This is a genomic window from Stenotrophomonas sp. JAG2 (assembly GCF_041080745.1).
Taxonomy (GTDB): domain Bacteria; phylum Pseudomonadota; class Gammaproteobacteria; order Xanthomonadales; family Xanthomonadaceae; genus Stenotrophomonas; species Stenotrophomonas maltophilia_AA.
The window spans coordinates 35,359-53,710 of record NZ_JBEUMH010000019.1; the positions used below are offsets into that span (position 1 = coordinate 35,359).

General features: G+C 66.4%; 16 protein-coding genes and 1 pseudogene. 9 read left to right on the forward strand and 8 right to left on the reverse strand.

What is annotated here, in order from left to right:
- Positions 1-154: 154 nt before the first annotated feature.
- From infA to AB9O74_RS17810, 5 genes and pseudogenes are all read right to left on the reverse strand, one after another.
- Positions 155-373 (reverse strand): translation initiation factor IF-1, encoded by a 219-nt coding sequence (infA, locus tag AB9O74_RS17790; RefSeq protein ID WP_005409596.1) that lies wholly within the window; start codon positions 371-373, stop codon positions 155-157.
- 86 nt (positions 374-459) lie between these two features.
- The gene (gene aat, locus AB9O74_RS17795) at positions 460-1,209 is read right to left on the reverse strand and encodes a leucyl/phenylalanyl-tRNA--protein transferase (RefSeq protein ID WP_369350100.1); all 750 of its coding nucleotides are present in this window, start codon (positions 1,207-1,209) and stop codon (positions 460-462) included.
- On the reverse strand, positions 1,206-2,342 hold the full coding sequence (locus AB9O74_RS17800; protein ID WP_369350101.1) for a GNAT family N-acetyltransferase: 1,137 nt from the start codon (positions 2,340-2,342) through the stop codon (positions 1,206-1,208). The genes aat and AB9O74_RS17800 overlap by 4 nt, the downstream gene beginning before the upstream one ends.
- Before the next feature lie 216 nt (positions 2,343-2,558).
- Positions 2,559-2,933 carry a hypothetical protein gene (locus AB9O74_RS17805; protein WP_369350102.1) on the reverse strand — a complete coding sequence of 125 codons (375 nt, stop codon included), beginning with the start codon at positions 2,931-2,933 and terminating at the stop codon, positions 2,559-2,561.
- Between the two features lie 47 nt (positions 2,934-2,980).
- A pseudogene (locus tag AB9O74_RS17810) lies at positions 2,981-3,352 on the reverse strand (peptidogalycan biosysnthesis protein); the annotation flags it as partial.
- A 190-nt stretch (positions 3,353-3,542) separates the two neighbouring features.
- Between AB9O74_RS17810 and AB9O74_RS17815 the strand changes: the two are divergent.
- Entirely contained in the window at positions 3,543-5,084 is a 1,542-nt protein-coding gene (locus AB9O74_RS17815; RefSeq protein WP_369350103.1) for an N-acetylmuramoyl-L-alanine amidase, read from the forward strand.
- 112 nt (positions 5,085-5,196) lie between these two features.
- On the opposite strand, the gene trxB is transcribed toward AB9O74_RS17815, so the two are convergent.
- Positions 5,197-6,159 (reverse strand): thioredoxin-disulfide reductase, encoded by a 963-nt coding sequence (gene trxB / locus AB9O74_RS17820; RefSeq protein WP_176988990.1) that lies wholly within the window; start codon positions 6,157-6,159, stop codon positions 5,197-5,199.
- 255 nt (positions 6,160-6,414) lie between these two features.
- On the opposite strand from trxB, the gene AB9O74_RS17825 reads away from it, so the two are divergent.
- From AB9O74_RS17825 to AB9O74_RS17850, 6 genes are all read left to right on the forward strand, one after another.
- Positions 6,415-8,772: a DNA translocase FtsK gene (locus tag AB9O74_RS17825; RefSeq protein WP_176988989.1), complete on the forward strand. Its 2,358-nt coding sequence runs from the start codon at positions 6,415-6,417 to the stop codon at positions 8,770-8,772.
- 78 nt (positions 8,773-8,850) lie between these two features.
- Positions 8,851-10,815: a DUF3857 domain-containing protein gene (locus tag AB9O74_RS17830; RefSeq protein WP_369350110.1), complete on the forward strand. Its 1,965-nt coding sequence runs from the start codon at positions 8,851-8,853 to the stop codon at positions 10,813-10,815.
- A gap of 108 nt (positions 10,816-10,923) precedes the next feature.
- A complete protein-coding gene (gene lolA, locus AB9O74_RS17835; protein ID WP_176988987.1) occupies positions 10,924-11,562 on the forward strand; it encodes an outer membrane lipoprotein chaperone LolA in 639 nt (212 codons plus the stop codon).
- 120 nt (positions 11,563-11,682) lie between these two features.
- Positions 11,683-12,984 (forward strand): replication-associated recombination protein A, encoded by a 1,302-nt coding sequence (locus tag AB9O74_RS17840; RefSeq protein ID WP_369350104.1) that lies wholly within the window; start codon positions 11,683-11,685, stop codon positions 12,982-12,984.
- Positions 12,984-13,382: a fluoride efflux transporter CrcB gene (crcB, locus tag AB9O74_RS17845; RefSeq protein WP_346479136.1), complete on the forward strand. Its 399-nt coding sequence runs from the start codon at positions 12,984-12,986 to the stop codon at positions 13,380-13,382. Before AB9O74_RS17840 ends, crcB begins: the two co-directional genes overlap by 1 nt.
- Before the next feature lie 96 nt (positions 13,383-13,478).
- A complete protein-coding gene (locus AB9O74_RS17850; RefSeq protein WP_019184750.1) occupies positions 13,479-13,751 on the forward strand; it encodes a hypothetical protein in 273 nt (90 codons plus the stop codon).
- On the opposite strand, the gene AB9O74_RS17855 is transcribed toward AB9O74_RS17850, so the two are convergent.
- Together AB9O74_RS17855 and AB9O74_RS17860 are read right to left on the reverse strand one after the other, a co-directional pair.
- Complete coding sequence (locus AB9O74_RS17855) at positions 13,744-14,637, reverse strand: LysR family transcriptional regulator (protein ID WP_369350105.1); 894 nt, start codon at positions 14,635-14,637, stop codon at positions 13,744-13,746. The genes AB9O74_RS17850 and AB9O74_RS17855 overlap by 8 nt on opposite strands.
- A 51-nt stretch (positions 14,638-14,688) precedes the next feature.
- A complete protein-coding gene (locus tag AB9O74_RS17860; RefSeq protein ID WP_369350106.1) occupies positions 14,689-15,684 on the reverse strand; it encodes a helix-turn-helix transcriptional regulator in 996 nt (331 codons plus the stop codon).
- Positions 15,685-15,798: 114 nt separating this feature from the next.
- Here AB9O74_RS17860 and AB9O74_RS17865 point away from each other — a divergent pair, with 114 nt between their 5' ends.
- Positions 15,799-16,404: a glutathione S-transferase family protein gene (locus AB9O74_RS17865; protein ID WP_369350107.1), complete on the forward strand. Its 606-nt coding sequence runs from the start codon at positions 15,799-15,801 to the stop codon at positions 16,402-16,404.
- A 112-nt stretch (positions 16,405-16,516) separates the two neighbouring features.
- Positions 16,517-17,968, forward strand: coding sequence for an amidohydrolase family protein (locus AB9O74_RS17870; RefSeq protein WP_369350108.1), 1,452 nt, complete (start codon positions 16,517-16,519; stop codon positions 17,966-17,968).
- Positions 17,969-18,352: the final 384 nt, after the last annotated feature.

Genomic DNA, 18,352 nt, shown 5'->3' on the forward strand with positions numbered 1-18,352 from the left:
GCCAGGGCGAATCTGCATCAAGGCATCCTGACCGACGTCAGGGTGCACTGGGTCAGGGTGCCGCATGGCAGGGTGGGGGCTGTCTCCTGAATGCCGCCCACGCGAAAAGGCCAGCACCTGGCTGGCCTTCTGGCGGGAACAACCCCCGGACCGCTTACTTCATGCGGTAGGTGATGCGACCCTTGGTCAGGTCGTACGGGGTCATTTCGACCTTGACGCGGTCGCCCGTCAGGATGCGGATGTAGTTCTTGCGCATGCGGCCGGAGATGTGGGCGATGATTTCATGCCCATTTTCCAGTCGTACGCGGAAAGTGGTGTTCGGCAGCGTCTCGCTGACGGTGCCCTCGAACTCGATGGAGTCGTCTTTCGACATGTAGTCCTGTGCAGTTCTGTAACCGGCCGAGCTGGCCTGAAGAGCGGGCATTTTACGCGGGTCGGGCGTTTGATGCAAAGTTTTGGTTAAGGCGCGCCAGGATCGGCCAGGGCGGCGGCGGCCAGCTTACCGAACAGATCGCTCCAATCGCCTGCGGCAGCTGGCTGTTGGACCTGTTCACGCACCAACGCGAGGAAGCGTTGCCGCGGCCAGTGTTCGGCGCCCATGCGCAGCAGGTGGTCGTTTTCCACCTGCGCATCGATCAGCGGCCAGCCCCAGCCGGCCAGCCGATGGGCCAGGCCGGCCAGGGCGACCTTGGAGCCGCCGGATGCTGCGCTGAACATGCTCTCGCCGAAAAACACCCGCCCGATCGCCACCCCGTAGATGCCGCCGACCAGCCGCGCGTCGTCGAACACCTCCACCGAGTGCGCGAAGCCGAGCCGGTGCAGGTGGACATAGGCATCGCGCATGTCCCGCGTGATCCAGGTGCCGTCCTGGCCCGGGCGCAGGCTGGCCGCGCAGGCATCGATCACCTGCTCGAAACAGGTATCGGCCCGCAGCGTCCAGGTGCTCTGCCGCAACGAGCGACGGAAGCGGCTGGACAGGTGCACGGCGTCGGTGCGGAACACCATGCGCGGGTCCGGCGACCACCACAGCAGCGGCTGGCCCTCGGAGAACCACGGGAAGACGCCCCCCGCGTACGCATTGAGCAGCCGCACCGGGGAGAGGTCGCCGCCGAGCGCGAGCAGGCCGTCGGGATCGCGGAGAGCGGTCTCCGCGGGCGGGAAGGGGGCGTCGGATGCATCGTCCAGGCGCCAGGGCAAGCGGCGGCTCATGCCGGGTCGACCTTGTCGGCCTTGAACGGGCTGTGCGCCGCCAGCACCCGCGCATAGTGGGCGACCTCGGCGCGTTCCTGTGCGCACCACGCCACCAAGGCTTCGGCAAAGGCGGGCTCGGCGATCCAGTGGCGGCTGCGCACCGTGTGCGGCAGGAACCCGCGGGCCAGCTTGTGCTCGCCCTGTGCGCCCGGTTCGAAGCGGGCCAGGCCTTCGCGCAGGCAGTAGGCGATGCCCTGGTAATAACAGGTCTCGAAGTGCAGCCCGGGCAGGGTGGCGCCGCCCCAGTAGCGGCCGTACAACGTATCCGCGCCACGCAGGCACAGCGCGCCGGCGACCGGCTCGCCGTCGAGCAGGGCCAGGAAGATCACCAGCGCGCGCGGCATCGTGCGGGCGAGGTGCTGCAGGAACGGGAGCGTCAGTGCGGGCGAGTTGCCGTACTCGGCGAAGGTCTGCAGGTAGAAGCCGTGCATGGCGCGCAGGTCGGCTTCGGTGGCCTCATCCCCCTGCACGATGCGATACGTGACGCCGCTGCGCGCGAGCTTGGCGCGCTCCTGGCGGATGTTCTTGCGGTGCTTGTGATCCATCGCGCCGAGGAAGTCGTCGAAGGTCTGCCAGCCACCGGGGTTGTGCCACTGGAACTGGATGTCCTCGCGCAGCAGCCAGTCCGGGCTGAAGCTGGCGTCCTCGTCGGCAGGATGGAAGTTGACGTGGGCCGAGGACCAGCCCAGGCGCGCCACTTCGCCCGCCAACAGTGCCAGCAGGGCGCCCCTGTCTTCGGTCGTGCGCGCAAGCACGCGGGGGCCGGTCACCGGCGAGTACGGCACCGCGCCCAGCCACTTGGGGAAGTACTCCAGCCCATGCTGGGCATAGGCGTGGGCCCAGGCGTGATCGAACACGAACTCGCCGTGCGAGTTGTCCTTGAGGTAGCCGGGGATCGCCGCCACCAGGGCGTCGCCCTCCCACAGGGTGAAGTGGCGCGGCCGCCAGCCCCATTCCGGGCGCAGGCAGCCGTGTTCTTCAAGACCGGCGAGGAAGGCGTGCGACAGGAACGGGTTGCGTCCGTCGTGCAGGGCGTCCCAATCGTCGGGAGGGATTTCCTGCAGATTGTGAAGGAAGCGGCTCGTTGGCATGTTGCAAGGATAGGTCAGGATCGCTGGCGCGTGTGCGTTCCAAGCCCCCGTCTATCAAGGGTCAAAGTGCGATCGGAACTACGTCTTGGGTTCAATGGCGCACTGAGACGTGATGCTTGGAACGATGTCCCGCGGGTGAGGAAGCTTGGTGGTGTCGCCAACGTGGCGGCAGAAGCACCAACCTGAGGGGAAGGCATGAAGTGCATAAGCAAAGCACTAGTGGGCGGCTTTTGCGCTCTGTTTCTTCTTGTACCCGCTGCGTCGGATGCGCGCGGACTGCCCTCGCGAGCGTCTGTCGATATCGAAGCGGAGATGGCCTTTGATGCTTTGTTGTCCAGCGTTGCTCAGAAAACGCTCGACCAGTACAGGATGAAGGCGGGCTCTCAGGCGCCAGATCAGGCCGTCGCCCGGTTTGATGTATCGACTGGTAGTGTAACGGTCGAACTCAGAGGGTGGTTGCCGGAAACGGGAGGGGCAGAGCTGGAAGACCTTCAGGGCCAGTTGATGAATGAAGTCCTTGATCAGGCTCGCCTCATCTATCCCGCTTCCGGCATTGAGTTCCGTTACACCGGGAGAAGTTTCGAAGAACACTATCCCGAAGAGGCGGCTGCCGACGGGGTGAGATCCCCCCTCCGCTGGACCTCGCCGGTAAGGGCGCGCAGCAGCGTGGCGCGCGCGCCCTCGTTGCAGGCCAGCAGGCGCGGCCCGGTCACCGGCGAATACGGCACCGCGCCCAGCCACTTCGGGAAATGCTCCAGCCCGTGCCGCGCATACACGAATTCCCCATGCGAGTTGTCCTTCAGGTAACCGGGGAGGGCCGCCAACAGAGAACCGCCGTCCCACAGGGTGAAGTGCCGCGGCCGCCAACCCCATTCCGGTCGCAGGCAGCCGTGTTCTTCAAGACCGGACAGAAAGGCATGGCTTACGAAGGGGTTGCTGCCATCGTGCAGGGCATCCCACGTGGCGGACGGCACATCTGAGAGACGGTGCAGGAAGCGCGTATCGGGCATGGGGAAAGGACAGGGCACGGTGATGGGTAGTCGGGCGCCAGAGGGATCATCAATGCAGTTTCCAGGTTCGATCAAATCGCAGGCCCAGTGCTGCCCGCGATTGTGCGTCAGTGCAGCCCCGCCAACGGGTGCCGGAAGCAAACTTGCGTGACGCGCCTCGTAGCGTTCCCTCCATCATCAGGTAAGGGTCATGAAGATAGACCGTTTTGGGCGAAGTGCTTTTTTTGCTCTACTTGCATTCTGCGGTTTTGCCTCCGAATGGGTGGCCGCCAAAGAGGCGGCACTACCGGCCCTGGCGGAGACCGATGCGTCGCTGGATTCTCTGCTGACCCGTGAAGCGCAGCGGCTGCTTGATGCGGACCGCCTCAGGTCCTCAAAGACGCCAAGCGTCACCGTGCGAGTAAAGGCGGACATCGCAGAGAATCTTCTGGTTATTGATTTTGGTGCTGGATTTCTGCCTGCCGAGCAGGATCACTCCACGGAAGAGATTGTGCAGTACATCAGTAATACCTTGGCTGCCTATGCTGGGCAGGCAGGCCTTCACGAGGTGCAGGTGCAGGTTTTGTACGAAGGCAAGCCGTTCGAGTTTTACTTTCCATGGCCATATGATCCAGACCACCGCGCAGAGACAGCGCGTGTGCTGAATGGGATCGTCCTGGTCTCGGCGGGCCATGGGTTGGTCCGGGTCCACCCGGGTGGGGAATGGGAGTACCAACGCCGCGTGTATCACGGAGTACGGGAAGATCTGATAACGCCTGGATATGCGGATGAGCTCCAACAGTTGATGCAGGACCGCAGTCAAGTGGTGGTGCATCGAGCCCGGCGTGACGGCGTCGAGCCTCATCCGGAAGCACTCCAGCCGTGGGAACAGATGTCCTCGCGCTATCACCTGAAGGCACTGCTGCCTGAGCGGGTCGACATCTGGAACCACTTTGCAGGCAGCACTGCGCGAGATCGGGAGGTGCTCGACGATATCAGGGCAAGGCCCTACTTTGCGAACCATCTTGGTGCCGAGGGCATGATCAGCATTCACACGAATGGGGACGACAGTGGGGTGGCGCGCGGCAGCCGGGTGTATTTCCATCGAGGAAAGCCGCAAGATCGTGAGCTGGCAGCAATGTTGCTCTGCTACATGAAAGAGCTGATCACCGCGGAGGACGGTTACTCGGAGTTCCCTGTTTCGACGTCGCCCTCCAGCGGCAACCACGGTGAAAATGGGTTCGCCACCATGCCTGCGGCCGTGGTTGAAGTCGCCTTTCACACGAATGCAGCTGACGCTATGGCGCTGCAGGATCCACTTTTTCGTACAGCAGCCATGAAAGGAGTGGAGAAGGGCTATCGCCTCCATCGCGAGGGCAGGGACTGCGCACCTCTCAAAGCGGGCCCGATAAGGGGCCTCCAGTTACCTCAAGGTATGTCCGAAGAGGTGGATGTCCCGTTCGAGGGCTATCCGCAATACCCGATCGAGCTGGTTACCACCAACATCGCGTGCCCGCCAACCTGGACGTGCCGGGACGGTCTGGTCCGCATCCATGCACCGGGCGACCAGCCGTACAGGATCACGATTCGGTGCGAGAACGTCGGCACCGCCCCCGTCATCTGGCACACCTCGGTGGTGGATGCCGACGGGGTGAAATCTCCCCCCGTTCGGCACTCCGTTGTGTGCATCCGCAATACCGGACGGGCCGATCTGGACGTATCTGTCGCGGCGGGGGGCGCTGTCGCTGGCTAGGCGGCCCACGGAGCTGCCTGCGCATCCTGCGGATGGGCTCCACGCGAACGCACGACGAAAGGGCCAGCGAAACCTCGCCGGCCCTTTCTTCTCTACCCAGGCCCGGCCTGCCTTAGTCCAGCTTGCCCTTCGCGTCCAGGTAGCGCTCGGCATCCAGCGCGGCCATACAGCCGAAGCCGGCCGAGGTGATCGCCTGGCGATAGTGCTGGTCGGCCACGTCGCCGGCGGCGAACACGCCTTCCACCGAGGTCTGGGTGGCGTTGCCGCCCAGGCCCGAACGGATGTCCAGGTAGCCGTTGTTCATGGTCAGCTGGCCATCGAACAGACTGGTGTTGGGGTGGTGGCCGATCGCCACGAAGAAGCCGTGGGCCTCGATGTCGCGGGTGCTGCCGTCCAGGGTGGACTTCACGCGCACGCCGGTCACGCCAGCGTCGTTGCCCAGCACTTCCTCGACCTGGTGGTGCCACACGGTCTCGATCTTGCCGGCTTCGACCTTGGCGAACAGCTTGTCCTGCATGATCTTTTCCGCCTTGAGGGTGTCGCGGCGGTGGACCAGGTAGACCTTGCGGGCGATGTTGGACAGGTACAGGGCCTCTTCCACGGCGGTGTTGCCGCCGCCGACCACGACCACGTCCTGGTCCCGGTAGAAGAAGCCATCGCAGGTGGCGCAGGCCGACACGCCGCGGCCCTTGAAGGCCTCTTCGCTGGGGATGCCCAGGTACTTGGCAGTGGCGCCGGTGGCGATGATCAGGGCGTCGCAGGTGTACTCGGCGCTGTCACCGATCAGCTTGAACGGGCGTTGGGAGACATCGGCGGTGTGGATGTGATCGAAGATGACCTCGGTCTCGAAGCGCTCGGCGTGCGCCTGCATGCGGGTCATCAGGTCCGGGCCCATCAGGCCGTGCGCATCTCCAGGCCAGTTGTCCACCTCGGTGGTGGTCATCAGCTGGCCGCCCTGCTGCAGGCCGGTGATCACGACGGGCTTGAGGTTGGCGCGCGCGGCGTAGACGGCGGCGGTCCAGCCGGCCGGGCCGGAACCAAGGATCAACAGGCGGGAGTGCTTGGAGTTGCTCATGTAAGCTCGCAATAGAAGGTAGGACGGGGTGCCTGCACAGTGATTGCGCGGCATCCGAGCGAAGTCATAGAGTGGCGGCAGGGGCGGGGCGATTCAAGGCGCGCAGTGGAACGCGGCGACCCGCCGAGCGCGACTGACCTCCCTGCGCCGGTGTTTTGACGCGGGCCGTGCCGGCCGGCGGCCGACACCTACCGGGGTAGGGTCCAGTCGTTTATTATCAAGCACTAACAGTGCATTCCCAAGGTGTGGTCTAAGGTGGCGAAACAGGTCCCGGAACGAGCCAAGGCGTCCGACAGCAAGGCAGCGCCGCGCAAACCGGCCAGCGTGGACAATCCGCGCCGGCAGCGCCTGTGGCGCGATCTGGGGTTGATCGCGGTCGCCCCGGCATTGCTGTATCTGGTGGCCAGTCTGTTCACCTACTCGGCCACCGATCCGGGCTGGTCGCATACCGGCAGCGTGGTCGCGCCGGTCCACAACATGGGCGGCCGCGCCGGCGCCTGGATCGCCGACGTGCTGCTGCAGCTGTTCGGCTACATGGCCTTCGTGCTGCCGATCGTGCTGGGCGCACTGGCCTGGATCGCGATGTTCGGCCTCAAGCGCGAGGCCAAGGGCGAGCATGATCTCGATCCCGCGCTGCGCCTGGTCGGCCTGGTCGGCTTCCTGATCGCCGGCACCGGCTTCCTGCACCTGCGCCTGTTCGTCGCCGATGTGGCCCATGCCGGCGGCATCCTCGGCAAACTGGTGGGCAGCTCGCTCAGTGTCGGTTTCGGCGCCTTGGGCGCCAATCTGTTCGTGCTGGTGCTGCTGCTGGCCTCGATCACCCTGGCGACCGGTATTTCCTGGTTCGTGGTGATGGAGAAGATCGGCAACTGGGTGCTGGCATTGCCGCCGCTGTTCAACAAGAAGAGAGAGCAGGCCACCGAGTGGCAGCAGACCCGCGCGATGCGCGAGGAACGCCAGGAAGTGCGCAAGGTCGACGCCGAGGTCCGCGCCAAGCGCGAGCCGGTCAAGATCGAGCCGCGCCCGGAGCCGGTGCTGGAGAAGAGCGACCGCGCCAAGCGCGAGACCCAGATTCCGATGTTCCGCGGGGTCAACGGCGATGGCTCGGACGTGCCGCCGCTGGCGCTGCTGGACGATCCCAAGCCGCAGCCCAAGGGCTATGACGAGGGCACGCTGGAGACGCTGTCGCGCCAGATCGAGTTCAAGCTCAAGGATTTCCGCATCGACGCCCGGGTGGTCGGTGCGTATCCGGGCCCGGTGATCACCCGCTTCGAGATCGAGCCGGCCCCGGGCATCAAGGTCAGCCAGATCAGTTCGCTGGACAAGGACATCGCGCGCGGGCTGTCGGTGAAGTCGGTGCGCGTGGTCGATGTGATCCCGGGCAAGTCGGTGGTGGGTCTGGAGATCCCCAACGTGACCCGCGAGATGATCTATCTCTCCGAGCTGCTGCGCTCCAAGGAATACGACAAGTCGGCCAGCGTGCTGACCCTGGCGCTCGGCAAGGACATCGCCGGCCGCCCGACCGTGGCGGACCTGGCGCGCATGCCGCACCTGCTGGTCGCCGGCACCACCGGCTCGGGCAAGTCCGTGGCGGTCAATGCGATGGTGCTGAGCCTGCTGTACAAGGCCTCGCCGAAAGACCTGCGGATGCTGATGATCGACCCGAAGATGCTCGAACTGAGCGTCTACCAGGGCATCCCGCACCTACTGGCGCCGGTGGTCACCGACATGAAGGAGGCCGCCAACGGCCTGCGCTGGTGCGTGGCCGAGATGGAGCGCCGCTACAAGCTGATGAGCGCGGTGGGCGTGCGCAACCTGGCCGGCTTCAACAAGAAGGTCAAGGACGCCCAGGACGCCGGGCAGCCGATGATGGACCCGCTGTTCAAGCCGAATCCGGAGCTCGGCGAGGCCCCGCGTCCGCTGGAGACGCTGCCGTTCATCGTGATCTTCATCGACGAATTCGCCGACATGATGATGATCGTCGGCAAGAAGGTCGAAGAGCTGATCGCGCGCCTGGCGCAGAAGGCGCGTGCGGCCGGCATCCACCTGATCCTGGCTACCCAGCGTCCCTCGGTGGACGTGATCACCGGTCTGATCAAGGCCAACATCCCGACCCGCATCGGCTTCCAGGTCAGTTCCAAGATCGATTCGCGCACCATCCTCGACCAGTCCGGCGCGGAAACCCTGCTCGGCCACGGCGACATGCTGTACCTGCCGCCCGGCACGGCGCTGCCGGACCGCGTGCATGGTGCGTTCGTCTCCGATGAGGAAGTGCATCGGGTGGTGGAGCACCTCAAGGCCAGCGGCCCGACCGATTACATCACCGGCGTGCTGGACGAAGTGCAGATGATGGGCGATGGCGTGGTGGTCGGCCCCGGCGGCCTGCCGGAGGCGGGCGGCGGTGGCGGCGATGAGTCCGATCCGCTGTATGACGAGGCCCTGCGCATCGTTACCGAAACCCGTCGCGCGTCGATCTCCGGCGTGCAGCGCCGCCTGAAGATCGGCTACAACCGCGCCGCGCGCCTGATCGAAGCGATGGAAGCAGCGGGCGTGGTCAGCCCGCCCGAGCACAACGGCGACCGCAGCGTGCTGGCGCCGCCGCCGCCCAAGTAACGCCGGCCTCGGACTGGCTGCATGGCACCCGGGCGCCGCCCGGGTGTTGCCGAGCACAAGGAACCTGCAATGAAGCCGATGATCTGGACGATGCTGGGCGCCATGACGCTCGCGCCGGGAGTGGCGTGGGCCGATGCCCAGCCCGTGCCGCCACCCGCGACACCCGTGGCCCCGACCACCCCGGGCGGGCAGGGCGGCCCGGCCGCGGGCGCTGACGCGCAGGCCAGCAACAATTTCAGTTTCGTCCGCTATCGCGCCGATTACGTGGTGCGCCCGGATGCGGGCAACACGCAGACCGAAGAGTACGAGATCCTGCTCAAGACCAAATCGGCGGTCGAGCAGTTCAGCCAGGTGCGGCTGAGCTACAGCGAGAAGATGGAAACGCTGGAGGTGCTGCAGGCCTACACCCTGACCGCCGACGGCCAGCGTCGGGACGTGCCGGCCGACCGTATCTACACCCAGGAAAGCTACTCCAGCGCAGCCGCGGCGATGTATGCCGACCGCAAGGTGCGCGTGGTCGTGTTTCCGAATCTGGCGCCCGGCACGCGGGTGGTCTACCAAACCCGCCGGACCCAGAACACGCCGTACTTTCCCGGTTACTTCGGTCTGTGGGAAACCTTCAGCGTGTTCACGCCGTACGACGACGCGCGGGTGACGCTGACCGCGCCGGCCAGCCTGCCGATGCAGGTGGAGCAGCGCGGCGTGCAGGGCAGCACGACACCGCGCATCCGCAACGGGCTGGCGCGTTGGGAGTGGCAGTACCGGCGCAGCGAGCCGCTGAGCGCGCAGAACTGGTCGGCCGCGCCGTGGGAGTACAGCCCGGGGATCATGGCCAGCACGTATCGGGATTGGGCCCAGGTGGCGCAGGCCTATCAGCGCAAGGGCGGCGAGGCGGCAACGGTGACTCCGCAGATCCAGGCACTGGCCGAAGATCTCACCCGGGGCATCACCGACCGCCGCGAGCAGGCCGCCGTGCTCTACCGCTGGGTGTCGCAGAACATCCGTTACGTCGCCGTCTACCTCGGCAACGGCGGGCTGGAGCCCAATCCCGCGCAGAGCATCCTCGACAACCACTACGGCGACTGCAAGGACCACGTGGTGATCCTGGAAGCGCTGCTGGCCGCGCGCGGCATCGAGAGCACCCCGGTGCTGATCGGCGCAGGAGGCGGGCCGACCCTGCCGGCGATTCCGCTGCTGGGCCGCTTCAACCACGCGATCACCTACCTGCCCGAGTTCGACCTGTACCTGGATTCGACCACCGCCTATGCGCGGTTCGGCCAGTTGCCCGATGGCGACCTGGGTGCGCCGGTGCTGCACACTCGGCAGGCGAAGGTCGCGCGGACGCCTGCCAACGACGCCACCCGCAACGGCACCGGCCTGGAGGTGGATTTCCGCTTCGACGCCGCCGGCAACCTGGTCGGACAGACCGTGCAGCAGCCCAGCAGCGTGGCCGAGATCGGCATGCGGGCGGCGTTCGCACGGCTCAACGCGCAGAACCGGGCGCGGGCCGAAGAGTCGATGATGGCCGCCTCCGGCTTCGATGGCAGTGGCGCGCTGACGCTGCTCGGCGATCCGCAGGACCTGACCCGGCCATTCAATTTCCGCTACGACTTCCGGGCCAGCGATTACGTCGATTTCGGCGTGGTCGGCGGTATGGTGCTGCCCGACGCACCGGGTGGCGACTCGTTCCGAGACCTCTACGCCAGTACCTCGGCGCCGGACAACGCCACGCCGTTCTACTGCAACGACAGCCTGCGCGATGAGCGCTACCAGCTCACCTTCCCGGCCAACGTGCCGATTGTCGCGATCCCGCGCAGCCAGCGCTTCGACAATGCCGCCGGCGAGTACCGGGTGGACTGGTCGCGCGAAGGGCAGGTGGTCACCGTGCAGCACCGCCTGCACCAGCGCGCCGTGCGCGGGGCGGATGCGCTGTGCCAGCCGCAGGATTACGCCGCCTTCCGCGCGCTGTACCAGCAGGTCCGGCGCGGCTTCCGCGGGCAGGTGGTCTATGGCGACCTGAAGATGGTCCAGGCGGGGCCGTGACGGGCGTTCGGACCCGCTGGTTCCAGCGCATAATGTGCCCCTGATCGCCCATTCAGGATTGAATGGGCACACTCCCTTTCATCCTTCCCATTCGCCTGGATACCTCGCATGCACACCACCTTCCGCCGCTCCCTGCTTGCCGCCACCCTGGTCGTGGCCAGCGTTGGTTCGGCTTCGGCCTGGGCGGGCGCCCGTGATGAGCTCAACCGTTTCACCCAGGGCCTGAAGGGCCTGGACGGACAGTTCAGCCAGCAGGTGTTCGACAGCAAGGGCAAGGTCAAGGAAACCACCAGCGGCCGTGTCGCGCTCTCCGCGCCGCGCCTGTTCCGCTGGGAGTACATCAAGCCGCACGAACAGCTGATCGTGGCCGATGGCAAGAAAGTCTGGGTCTACGAGCCGGACCTGGAGCAGGCCAGCGTGCGCCCGCAGGGCCAGGAAGAGCAGAACAGCCCGCTGACCGCCCTGATCAATCCGGCGCTGCTGGACAAGCAGTACGACGTCAGCGAAGAAGCCGCCGTTCGCGATGGCCTGCAGTGGCTGGCGCTGAGCCCGAAGCGCGATACCGATACCGCCTTCCAGTACGCCGCGCTGGGCTTCAATGGCCAGGGCCTGGCCCGCATGGAAGTGGTCGATGCCGTGGGTCAGCGCACGGTGATCAACTTCACCGGCTGGAAGCGCAACCCGAGCTTCGCCTCGGGCACTTTCAGCTTCACCCCGGCCAAGGGCGTGGACGTCATCGGCGAATGACGGTGTAGTGCCGGCCGCTGGCCGGCATCCCCCTGCAATCTGCCGCGATACAATAGACACGTGGCCAGAAACCGAACGACTTTCAATGGGCCTGATCTGCTGACCGTGGATCGGGACAACATGCGTCCGCTCGCCGAGCGGATGCGCCCGCAGACGCTGGATGAGATGGTGGGCCAGAAGCGCCTGCTCGCACCGGGCAGCGCGCTGCGCCGCGCGGTCGAGTCCGGCCATGTGCACTCGATGATCCTGTGGGGGCCGCCGGGCTGCGGCAAGACCACGCTGTCGCTGCTGCTCGCGCATTACGCCGATGCCGAGTTCCGCGCGATCTCGGCGGTGCTGTCGGGCTTGCCCGAGGTACGCCAGGTGTTGGCCGAAGCCGCCCAGCGTTTCGCCGAGGGGCGACGCACGGTGCTGTTCGTCGACGAGGTGCACCGCTTCAACAAGGCCCAGCAGGATGCGTTCCTGCCGCACATCGAACGCGGCACGATCGTGTTCGTCGGCGCCACCACGGAAAATCCGTCCTTCGAACTGAACTCGGCGCTGCTGTCGCGCTGCCGTGTGCACGTGCTGGAGTCGGTGTCGCCAAGTGACATCGTCGAGGCGCTGGAGCGTGCGCTGCAGGACACCGAGCGCGGTCTGGGCGGCGAGCATCTGCAGGTCGCGCCGGAGGCATTGCTCGAGATCGCCACCGCCGCCGATGGCGATGTGCGCCGTGGACTGACCCTGCTGGAGATCGCCGCCGAACTGGCGACAGGCGACGGCGGGCGGATCAGCCCGGAGATGCTGGTGCAGGTGCTGGCTGACCGCACCCGTCGTTTCGACAAGGGCGGCGAGCAGTTCTACGACCAGATATCGGCCCTGCACAAGTCCGTGCGCAGCTCCAATCCGGATGCCGCGTTGTACTGGCTCACCCGCATGCTCGATGGCGGCTGCGACCCGTCCTATCTGGCGCGGCGCCTGACCCGGATGGCGATCGAGGATATCGGTCTGGCCGATCCGCGCGCGCAGTCGATGGCGCTGGAGGCCTGGGACATCTACGAGCGGCTGGGCAGCCCCGAAGGCGAGCTCGCGTTCGCGCAGCTGGTGCTGTACCTGGCCAGTACCGCCAAATCGAACGCCGGCTATGCCGCCTTCAACAGGGCCAAGCAGGAAGTGCGCGACACCGGTACCCAGGAGGTGCCGCTGCACCTGCGCAACGCGCCGACCAAGCTGATGAAGGAGCTGGGGTACGGCAAGACCTATCAATACGATCACGACGCCGACGGCGGGATCGCGCTGGACCAGACCGGCTTCCCGGATGCGATGGGCGAGCGGGTGTATTACGAGCCGGTGCCGCGCGGGTTGGAAATCAAGCTGAAAGAAAAGCTGGACCGCCTGCGTGCGGCGCGCGCACAGGCACGCGCGGACAAGGGCGCGGAGTGATGGACGGCATCGGCGTCTGGTGGCAGCAGCTCGGCCTGGTGATGGCGGGCGGCGCGCTGGGCGCTGCGCTGCGTTTCATGGTCGGCGATGCGATGCTGCGCCAGTTCGGCCAGGGCTTCCCGTGGGGCACGCTGACGGTGAACCTGATCGGCGCCTTCGTCGCCGGATACGTGATGATCTGGCTGCAGAGTCGCGGCAATGCGGCGGTGTACTGGCGCGCGTTCCTGATCGTCGGCATCGTCGGTGGCCTCACCACGTTCTCGTCGATGATGCTCGAATCGCTGGTGTTCACCCGCACGGATCGGAGCCTGATGGTGCCGCTGTACCTCGGCGTCAGCCTGGTGGGTGGCATGCTGCTGGTGTGGGCGGGAGCACGCGCGGCGGAGGCGCTGCGCTGAGTCCACGCTGCGCAAACGCAGAAATCCGCTGAAAACGCTGGATTAAAGTGATGTCTCACGATATCGTGCGCGCCCCCGTTTGCATCCTCGTCCGTCATGCGCGATGAACAAGACCCCGGAACACTGGAACTGACGCTGCCGCGCAAGCGCGGCCGTCCGCCCACGTTCGGCTACGCGATGACCGATGCACAGCGTGCTGCCCGCTACCGTGCGCGCCGCGCCGGCCAGGCCGGCCATGCGGACGTGCGCAACTGCAGCGACATGGTGCTGCTGGACAAGATCCGCGCATCGATCACCAGCAAGGACCCGGAACTGACCGGATTCCTGGTGCACGTGCTGTGGCAGCGCTACCCGCTGCAGCTCAAGTAATCGCGCCCGCACGTTCCTGGTCGATCAGGCCGGACAGCCGCGACGCCAGCGTTTTCACCAGCGGGTCGGCCGTGGCGCGGTGAAGCAGGGCGATCTCGAAGCTGTCGATCGGCTGCAGTCCCTGTTCGATGCCCAGCACGGTGTGCTCGCGGCTCAAGGCGCGCGCCGGCAGCAGGCTGATGCCCATGCCATCGGCCACTGCGCCCTGGATGCCACTCAGGCTTGAACTGGTGAAGCTGATCCGCCAGCGGCGGCCCATGCCCTCGACGGCATCGATGATGTCATCGCGGTAAAGCCCGCGGGGAGGAAAGGTCACCAATGGCACCGGATCCAGGTCGATGCTCGGGTGGCGCGCACTGTCGATCCAGACCATGGTTTCCGGCCAGCACCTCACTGCGGCACGGCTGCTGCGCCGCTGCTTGACCAGCACCAGATCCAGCTCGCCATGATCGTAGGCATTGGCCAGGTCACGGCTCAGTCCGCTGGTGACTTCCAACTTCACCTGCGGGTGGTCACGGTTGAAGGCGCCCAGCAGTTGGCTGGTGGCCTCGCTGACGAAGTCTTCCGGAACGCCCAGCCGTACCGTTACCGCGACGGTGGTGCCGGCCAGCGCTTCCAGCAGCTGGTCGTTCAGCGCGAGCAGCTGGCGGGCATGGCCGAGCACCAGCTGCCCCGCGTCGGTCGGGTGCACGTCGCGGTTGCCGCGGACCAGCAGCGGATGGCCCGCCATCTCTTCCAGCCGGCGGATTTTCTGGCTGATGGTGGATTGGGTGGAGTGCAGGCGCGCCGCGGCGGTGGTGAAGCTGGTGCAGTCGGCCACCATCACCATCGCGCGCAACAGGTCCAGGTCGAATAGGGTGCGATTCGGTTTTTCACTGGCAGTCATGCTGCCATTGTGAAGCGCGATGGCGAGGTCCGCCATGGCGACGCCGGGCGGCTAAGCGCTCCCGGGGATCGGCGCGGCCTCGGCAGCATGATGTGTCAGGCTGCGGGCCACGCGTTCGCCGGTCTCGCGAAGCCGCTCGATCAGTGCCGGCGGGCCCACTACCTCGAACTCCAGGTCCATGGCCAGCAGCCAATAGATCACCGAGCCCATCGGATTGGCGCCGCAACGCAGCAGGCAGCGCTGGCCATCGACCACTTCCAGCACGCCGGCCGACGCGGGAATGCGCTGGCGCAGCGCGGCCAGCGGTGCATGCAGGATGATCCGGGCCTCATCGGGGTACTGCCCGAGCGACAGCGAGCGGGCGACCCACCGGCGCAGATCGCCATCGCCTGGGCCCGTCCGGGGCGCGAAGTGCGCGCCCACTACCGGTGCGCTGGCGATGCGGTCGATGCGGAAGGTGCGCCAGTCCGCCCGCAGGCAATCCCAGGCCACCAGATACCAGCGTCGATCGGTGTGCACCACGCCCTGCGGCTCGACCTGGCGGGAACTGGGCTGGCCTTCGCGATCGATGTACTCGAACGCGAGCTGCACCTGGTCGCGGCAGGCGGCGGCCAGTGTGGTCAGCCGGCCGGCATCCACCAGCGGGCCGATTTGGCCCGTCGGCAGGATCGCCGAACGCAGCGCCTCCAACCGTGGTCGCAGGCGTGGCGGCATGGCCTGCTCGATCTTGACCAGCGCGGTGATCGCGGTCTGCTCGATACCGCTGATGGTGCCGGTCACCGCCGTGCGCAGGGCGATCGCCGCCGCCAGGGCTTCCTCGTCATCGAGCAGCAGGGGCGGCAGGGCACGCCCCGCGCGGAACGCGTAGCCGCCGGCCACGCCGGTGCTGGCGTGGATCGGATAGCCGAGCTGGCGCAGCCGGTCGATGTCGCGGCGCAGGGTGCGCGGATGGATCTCCATGCGCTCGGCCAGCGTGGCGCCGCTCCAGTGGGGGCGCGACTGCAGCAGGGACAGCAGACTCAGCAGGCGAGCGGAGGCGGTCAGCATGGGCAAAGCGTAGCAGCCATTGCGGGCGGGTTCTGTCCGCAAGGGTGGCTAGCCTTGAGGCGACGGTGCAGGACCGCTCCGGTCGCACCCCTCACCACCCTCAAGGAGTTTCCGATGTCCCTCGTCTTCTATTGGCACCCGATGTCCAGCGCCACCCCGATCGCCTGCGCCCTGGCCGAACTGGCGGTCCCCCATGAGCGCGTCAAGATCGACATCCGCGCCGGCGAGCAGCGCACCCCCGAGTACCTGGCGATCAACCCCAACGGCAAGGTGCCGTGCCTGGTGGTGGATGGCACGCCGCTGTTCGAAGGCCTGGCGATCCACCTGTGGTTGGGCGAGCACTACGGCGTGGCCAAGGGCCTGTGGCCGCAGGACGGAACACCGGCGCGGCTGGAGGCGATGTCCTGGTGCACCTGGGCGTATGTCACCTATGGTGCCGTGATCGGGCGGGTGTGGTTGGCCACCATGGACGACGGGCTGCGCAGTGCCGACCATGCGGCGGCCGGCATCCGCGCCGCCAACGCATTGTTGGACCTGCTGGAGGCGCGCCTGTCGCAGCAGTCCTGGATGCTTGGTGACGCTTACTCGCTGGTGGATCTGGTCGTGGGCCAGGTAGTGGGTTACGGCACCTACATGGGTGCGGCGGTGGACGCGCATCCGGCCGTGGCGGCCTGGTTGCAGCAGGTGCAGGCACGGCCCGCGATGCAGGGCGAGGTCTGACGCATCGCCTTGGATCGGGAATGTGCATGACGCGCATTCCAAAATTTAACTGGTGAATGCACCGGGCCCGACCGTAAGGTGGCCCGGTTCTTCATTTTCCGGTGCACTGCCCATGTCCCTGCGTCTTGCCATTCCGGTGCTGCTTGCACTGGCCCCCGCCGCGTTCGCGGCCGAGCAGGCCGATCTGATGATCCGCCATGCCACCGTCGTCGACGTGGAGCACGCCACCACGCGGGCCGACCAGACTGTCGTCGTGCGGGGCCAGGACATCGTCGCGGTGGGCAGTGACCGGGCCATGCGCAAGGCATGGCAGGCCAGGCAGCAGGTGGACGGCAAGGGGCGCTACCTGATCCCCGGGCTGTGGGACATGCATGTGCACTTCGGTGGTGGGCCGGCGCTCATCGAAGAGAACAAGGCGCTGCTGCCGCTGTACATCGCCCATGGCATCACCACCATCCGCGACGCCTCGGGCGATCTGCCCGAGCAGGTGCTGCAGTGGCGTGGCGAGATCGCCAGCGGCCAGTTGGCCGGCCCGCAGCTGTTCACCTCGGGCGCCAAGATCGAAGGGATCAAACCGGTCTGGAAGGGCACTCTCGAAGTGGGCTCGCAGGCCGATCTGGATGCGGCCTTCGTGCGCCTCAAGCGCGACCGCGTCGACTTCGTCAAGATCACCGACAGCACGCTGACGCCGGAGCTGTTCCTGGCCGCGGTACGCGGAGCGCGTGCCAACGGCCTGCGGGCGTCCGGGCATATTCCGATGGCGCTGACCGTGCAGCAGGCCGTCGATGCCGGCATCAGTTCCATCGAGCACCTGGACTATGCCTACAAGGCCGGGGTCAAGGATGAAGCCGGCATCGCCGCGGACTTCGCGGCCAAGCGCATTGATCGCGCGCAGGCCACCGCACGCCTCGATGCCGGCTTCGATCCCGATACCGCCATGGCCGCCTACCGTGGCTTCGCGGCCAAGGGGGTGTTCGTGACCCCGACCCTCAATGGCGGCCGCATCCTCGACTTCCTCGACCAGGACGATCATCGCGACGATCCATACCTGGCCTACATCGGACCGAAACTGCAGGCGACCTATGCCTGGCGCGTCGAGCGCGCGGCCAAGGCGACGCCCGCGCAGATCCAGGCCCGCCACCAGGAATACCACCAGGTCGCCGCCGTGCTGCCGATGCTGCAGCAGGCCGGCGTCACGATCATGGCCGGTACCGATGCCGGCTTCCTCAATTCGTTCAACTATCCGGGTATCGGCCTGCATGACGAGCTGTCGCTGTTCGTCAAGGAAGGGCTGACCCCGGCGCAGGCCCTGTCAGCGGCCACGCGCGCTGGCCCGGCCTGGTTCGGCACGCTGGATCGCTACGGCGCGGTCGCGCCCGGCAAAGCGGCCGACCTCGTGTTGCTGGAGCGCAATCCGCTGGAGGACATCGACGCCACGCGCAGCATCCAGTACGTGGTGCTGCGCGGCCAGGGTTATGACCGCAAGGCACTGGATGCGCTGCTGACGCAGACGAAAGAGAAGGTCGCGGCGTGGAAGGCAGGTGAAGTAGTAACGGATCGTTGAACTCAGGCTGGGCCGTACACGCGGATGAAGAGGCGGGGCGCCAAAGGTCCGCCCGCCGAGGCGGTGCACGCGATCGTTAGACAAGCGCCGAGGACTGACGTGGCCGCGCTGCTCAATTGCGTGTACGAAACTGTTTGTTCGTGACTGCTGTCGGGAGTGGAGCCGGGGAGGGCTGGCTGCCGCTTGAGTTTCGTGGCATCGTTTTGTCGTGCGAGAGAAATTTCAGTTTCATTGGATCTGCATCAAGGAGGGCTGATGAAGAGTTCCAGTAGACAGGCGACTAAAACGTCTGCCAAGAAGGTTGCGAGGAAGGCGGTAAAAAAGGCAGCTGCGAAGAAGGCAGTTGCGAAGAAGGCAGTTGCGAAGAAGGCAGTTGCGAAGAAG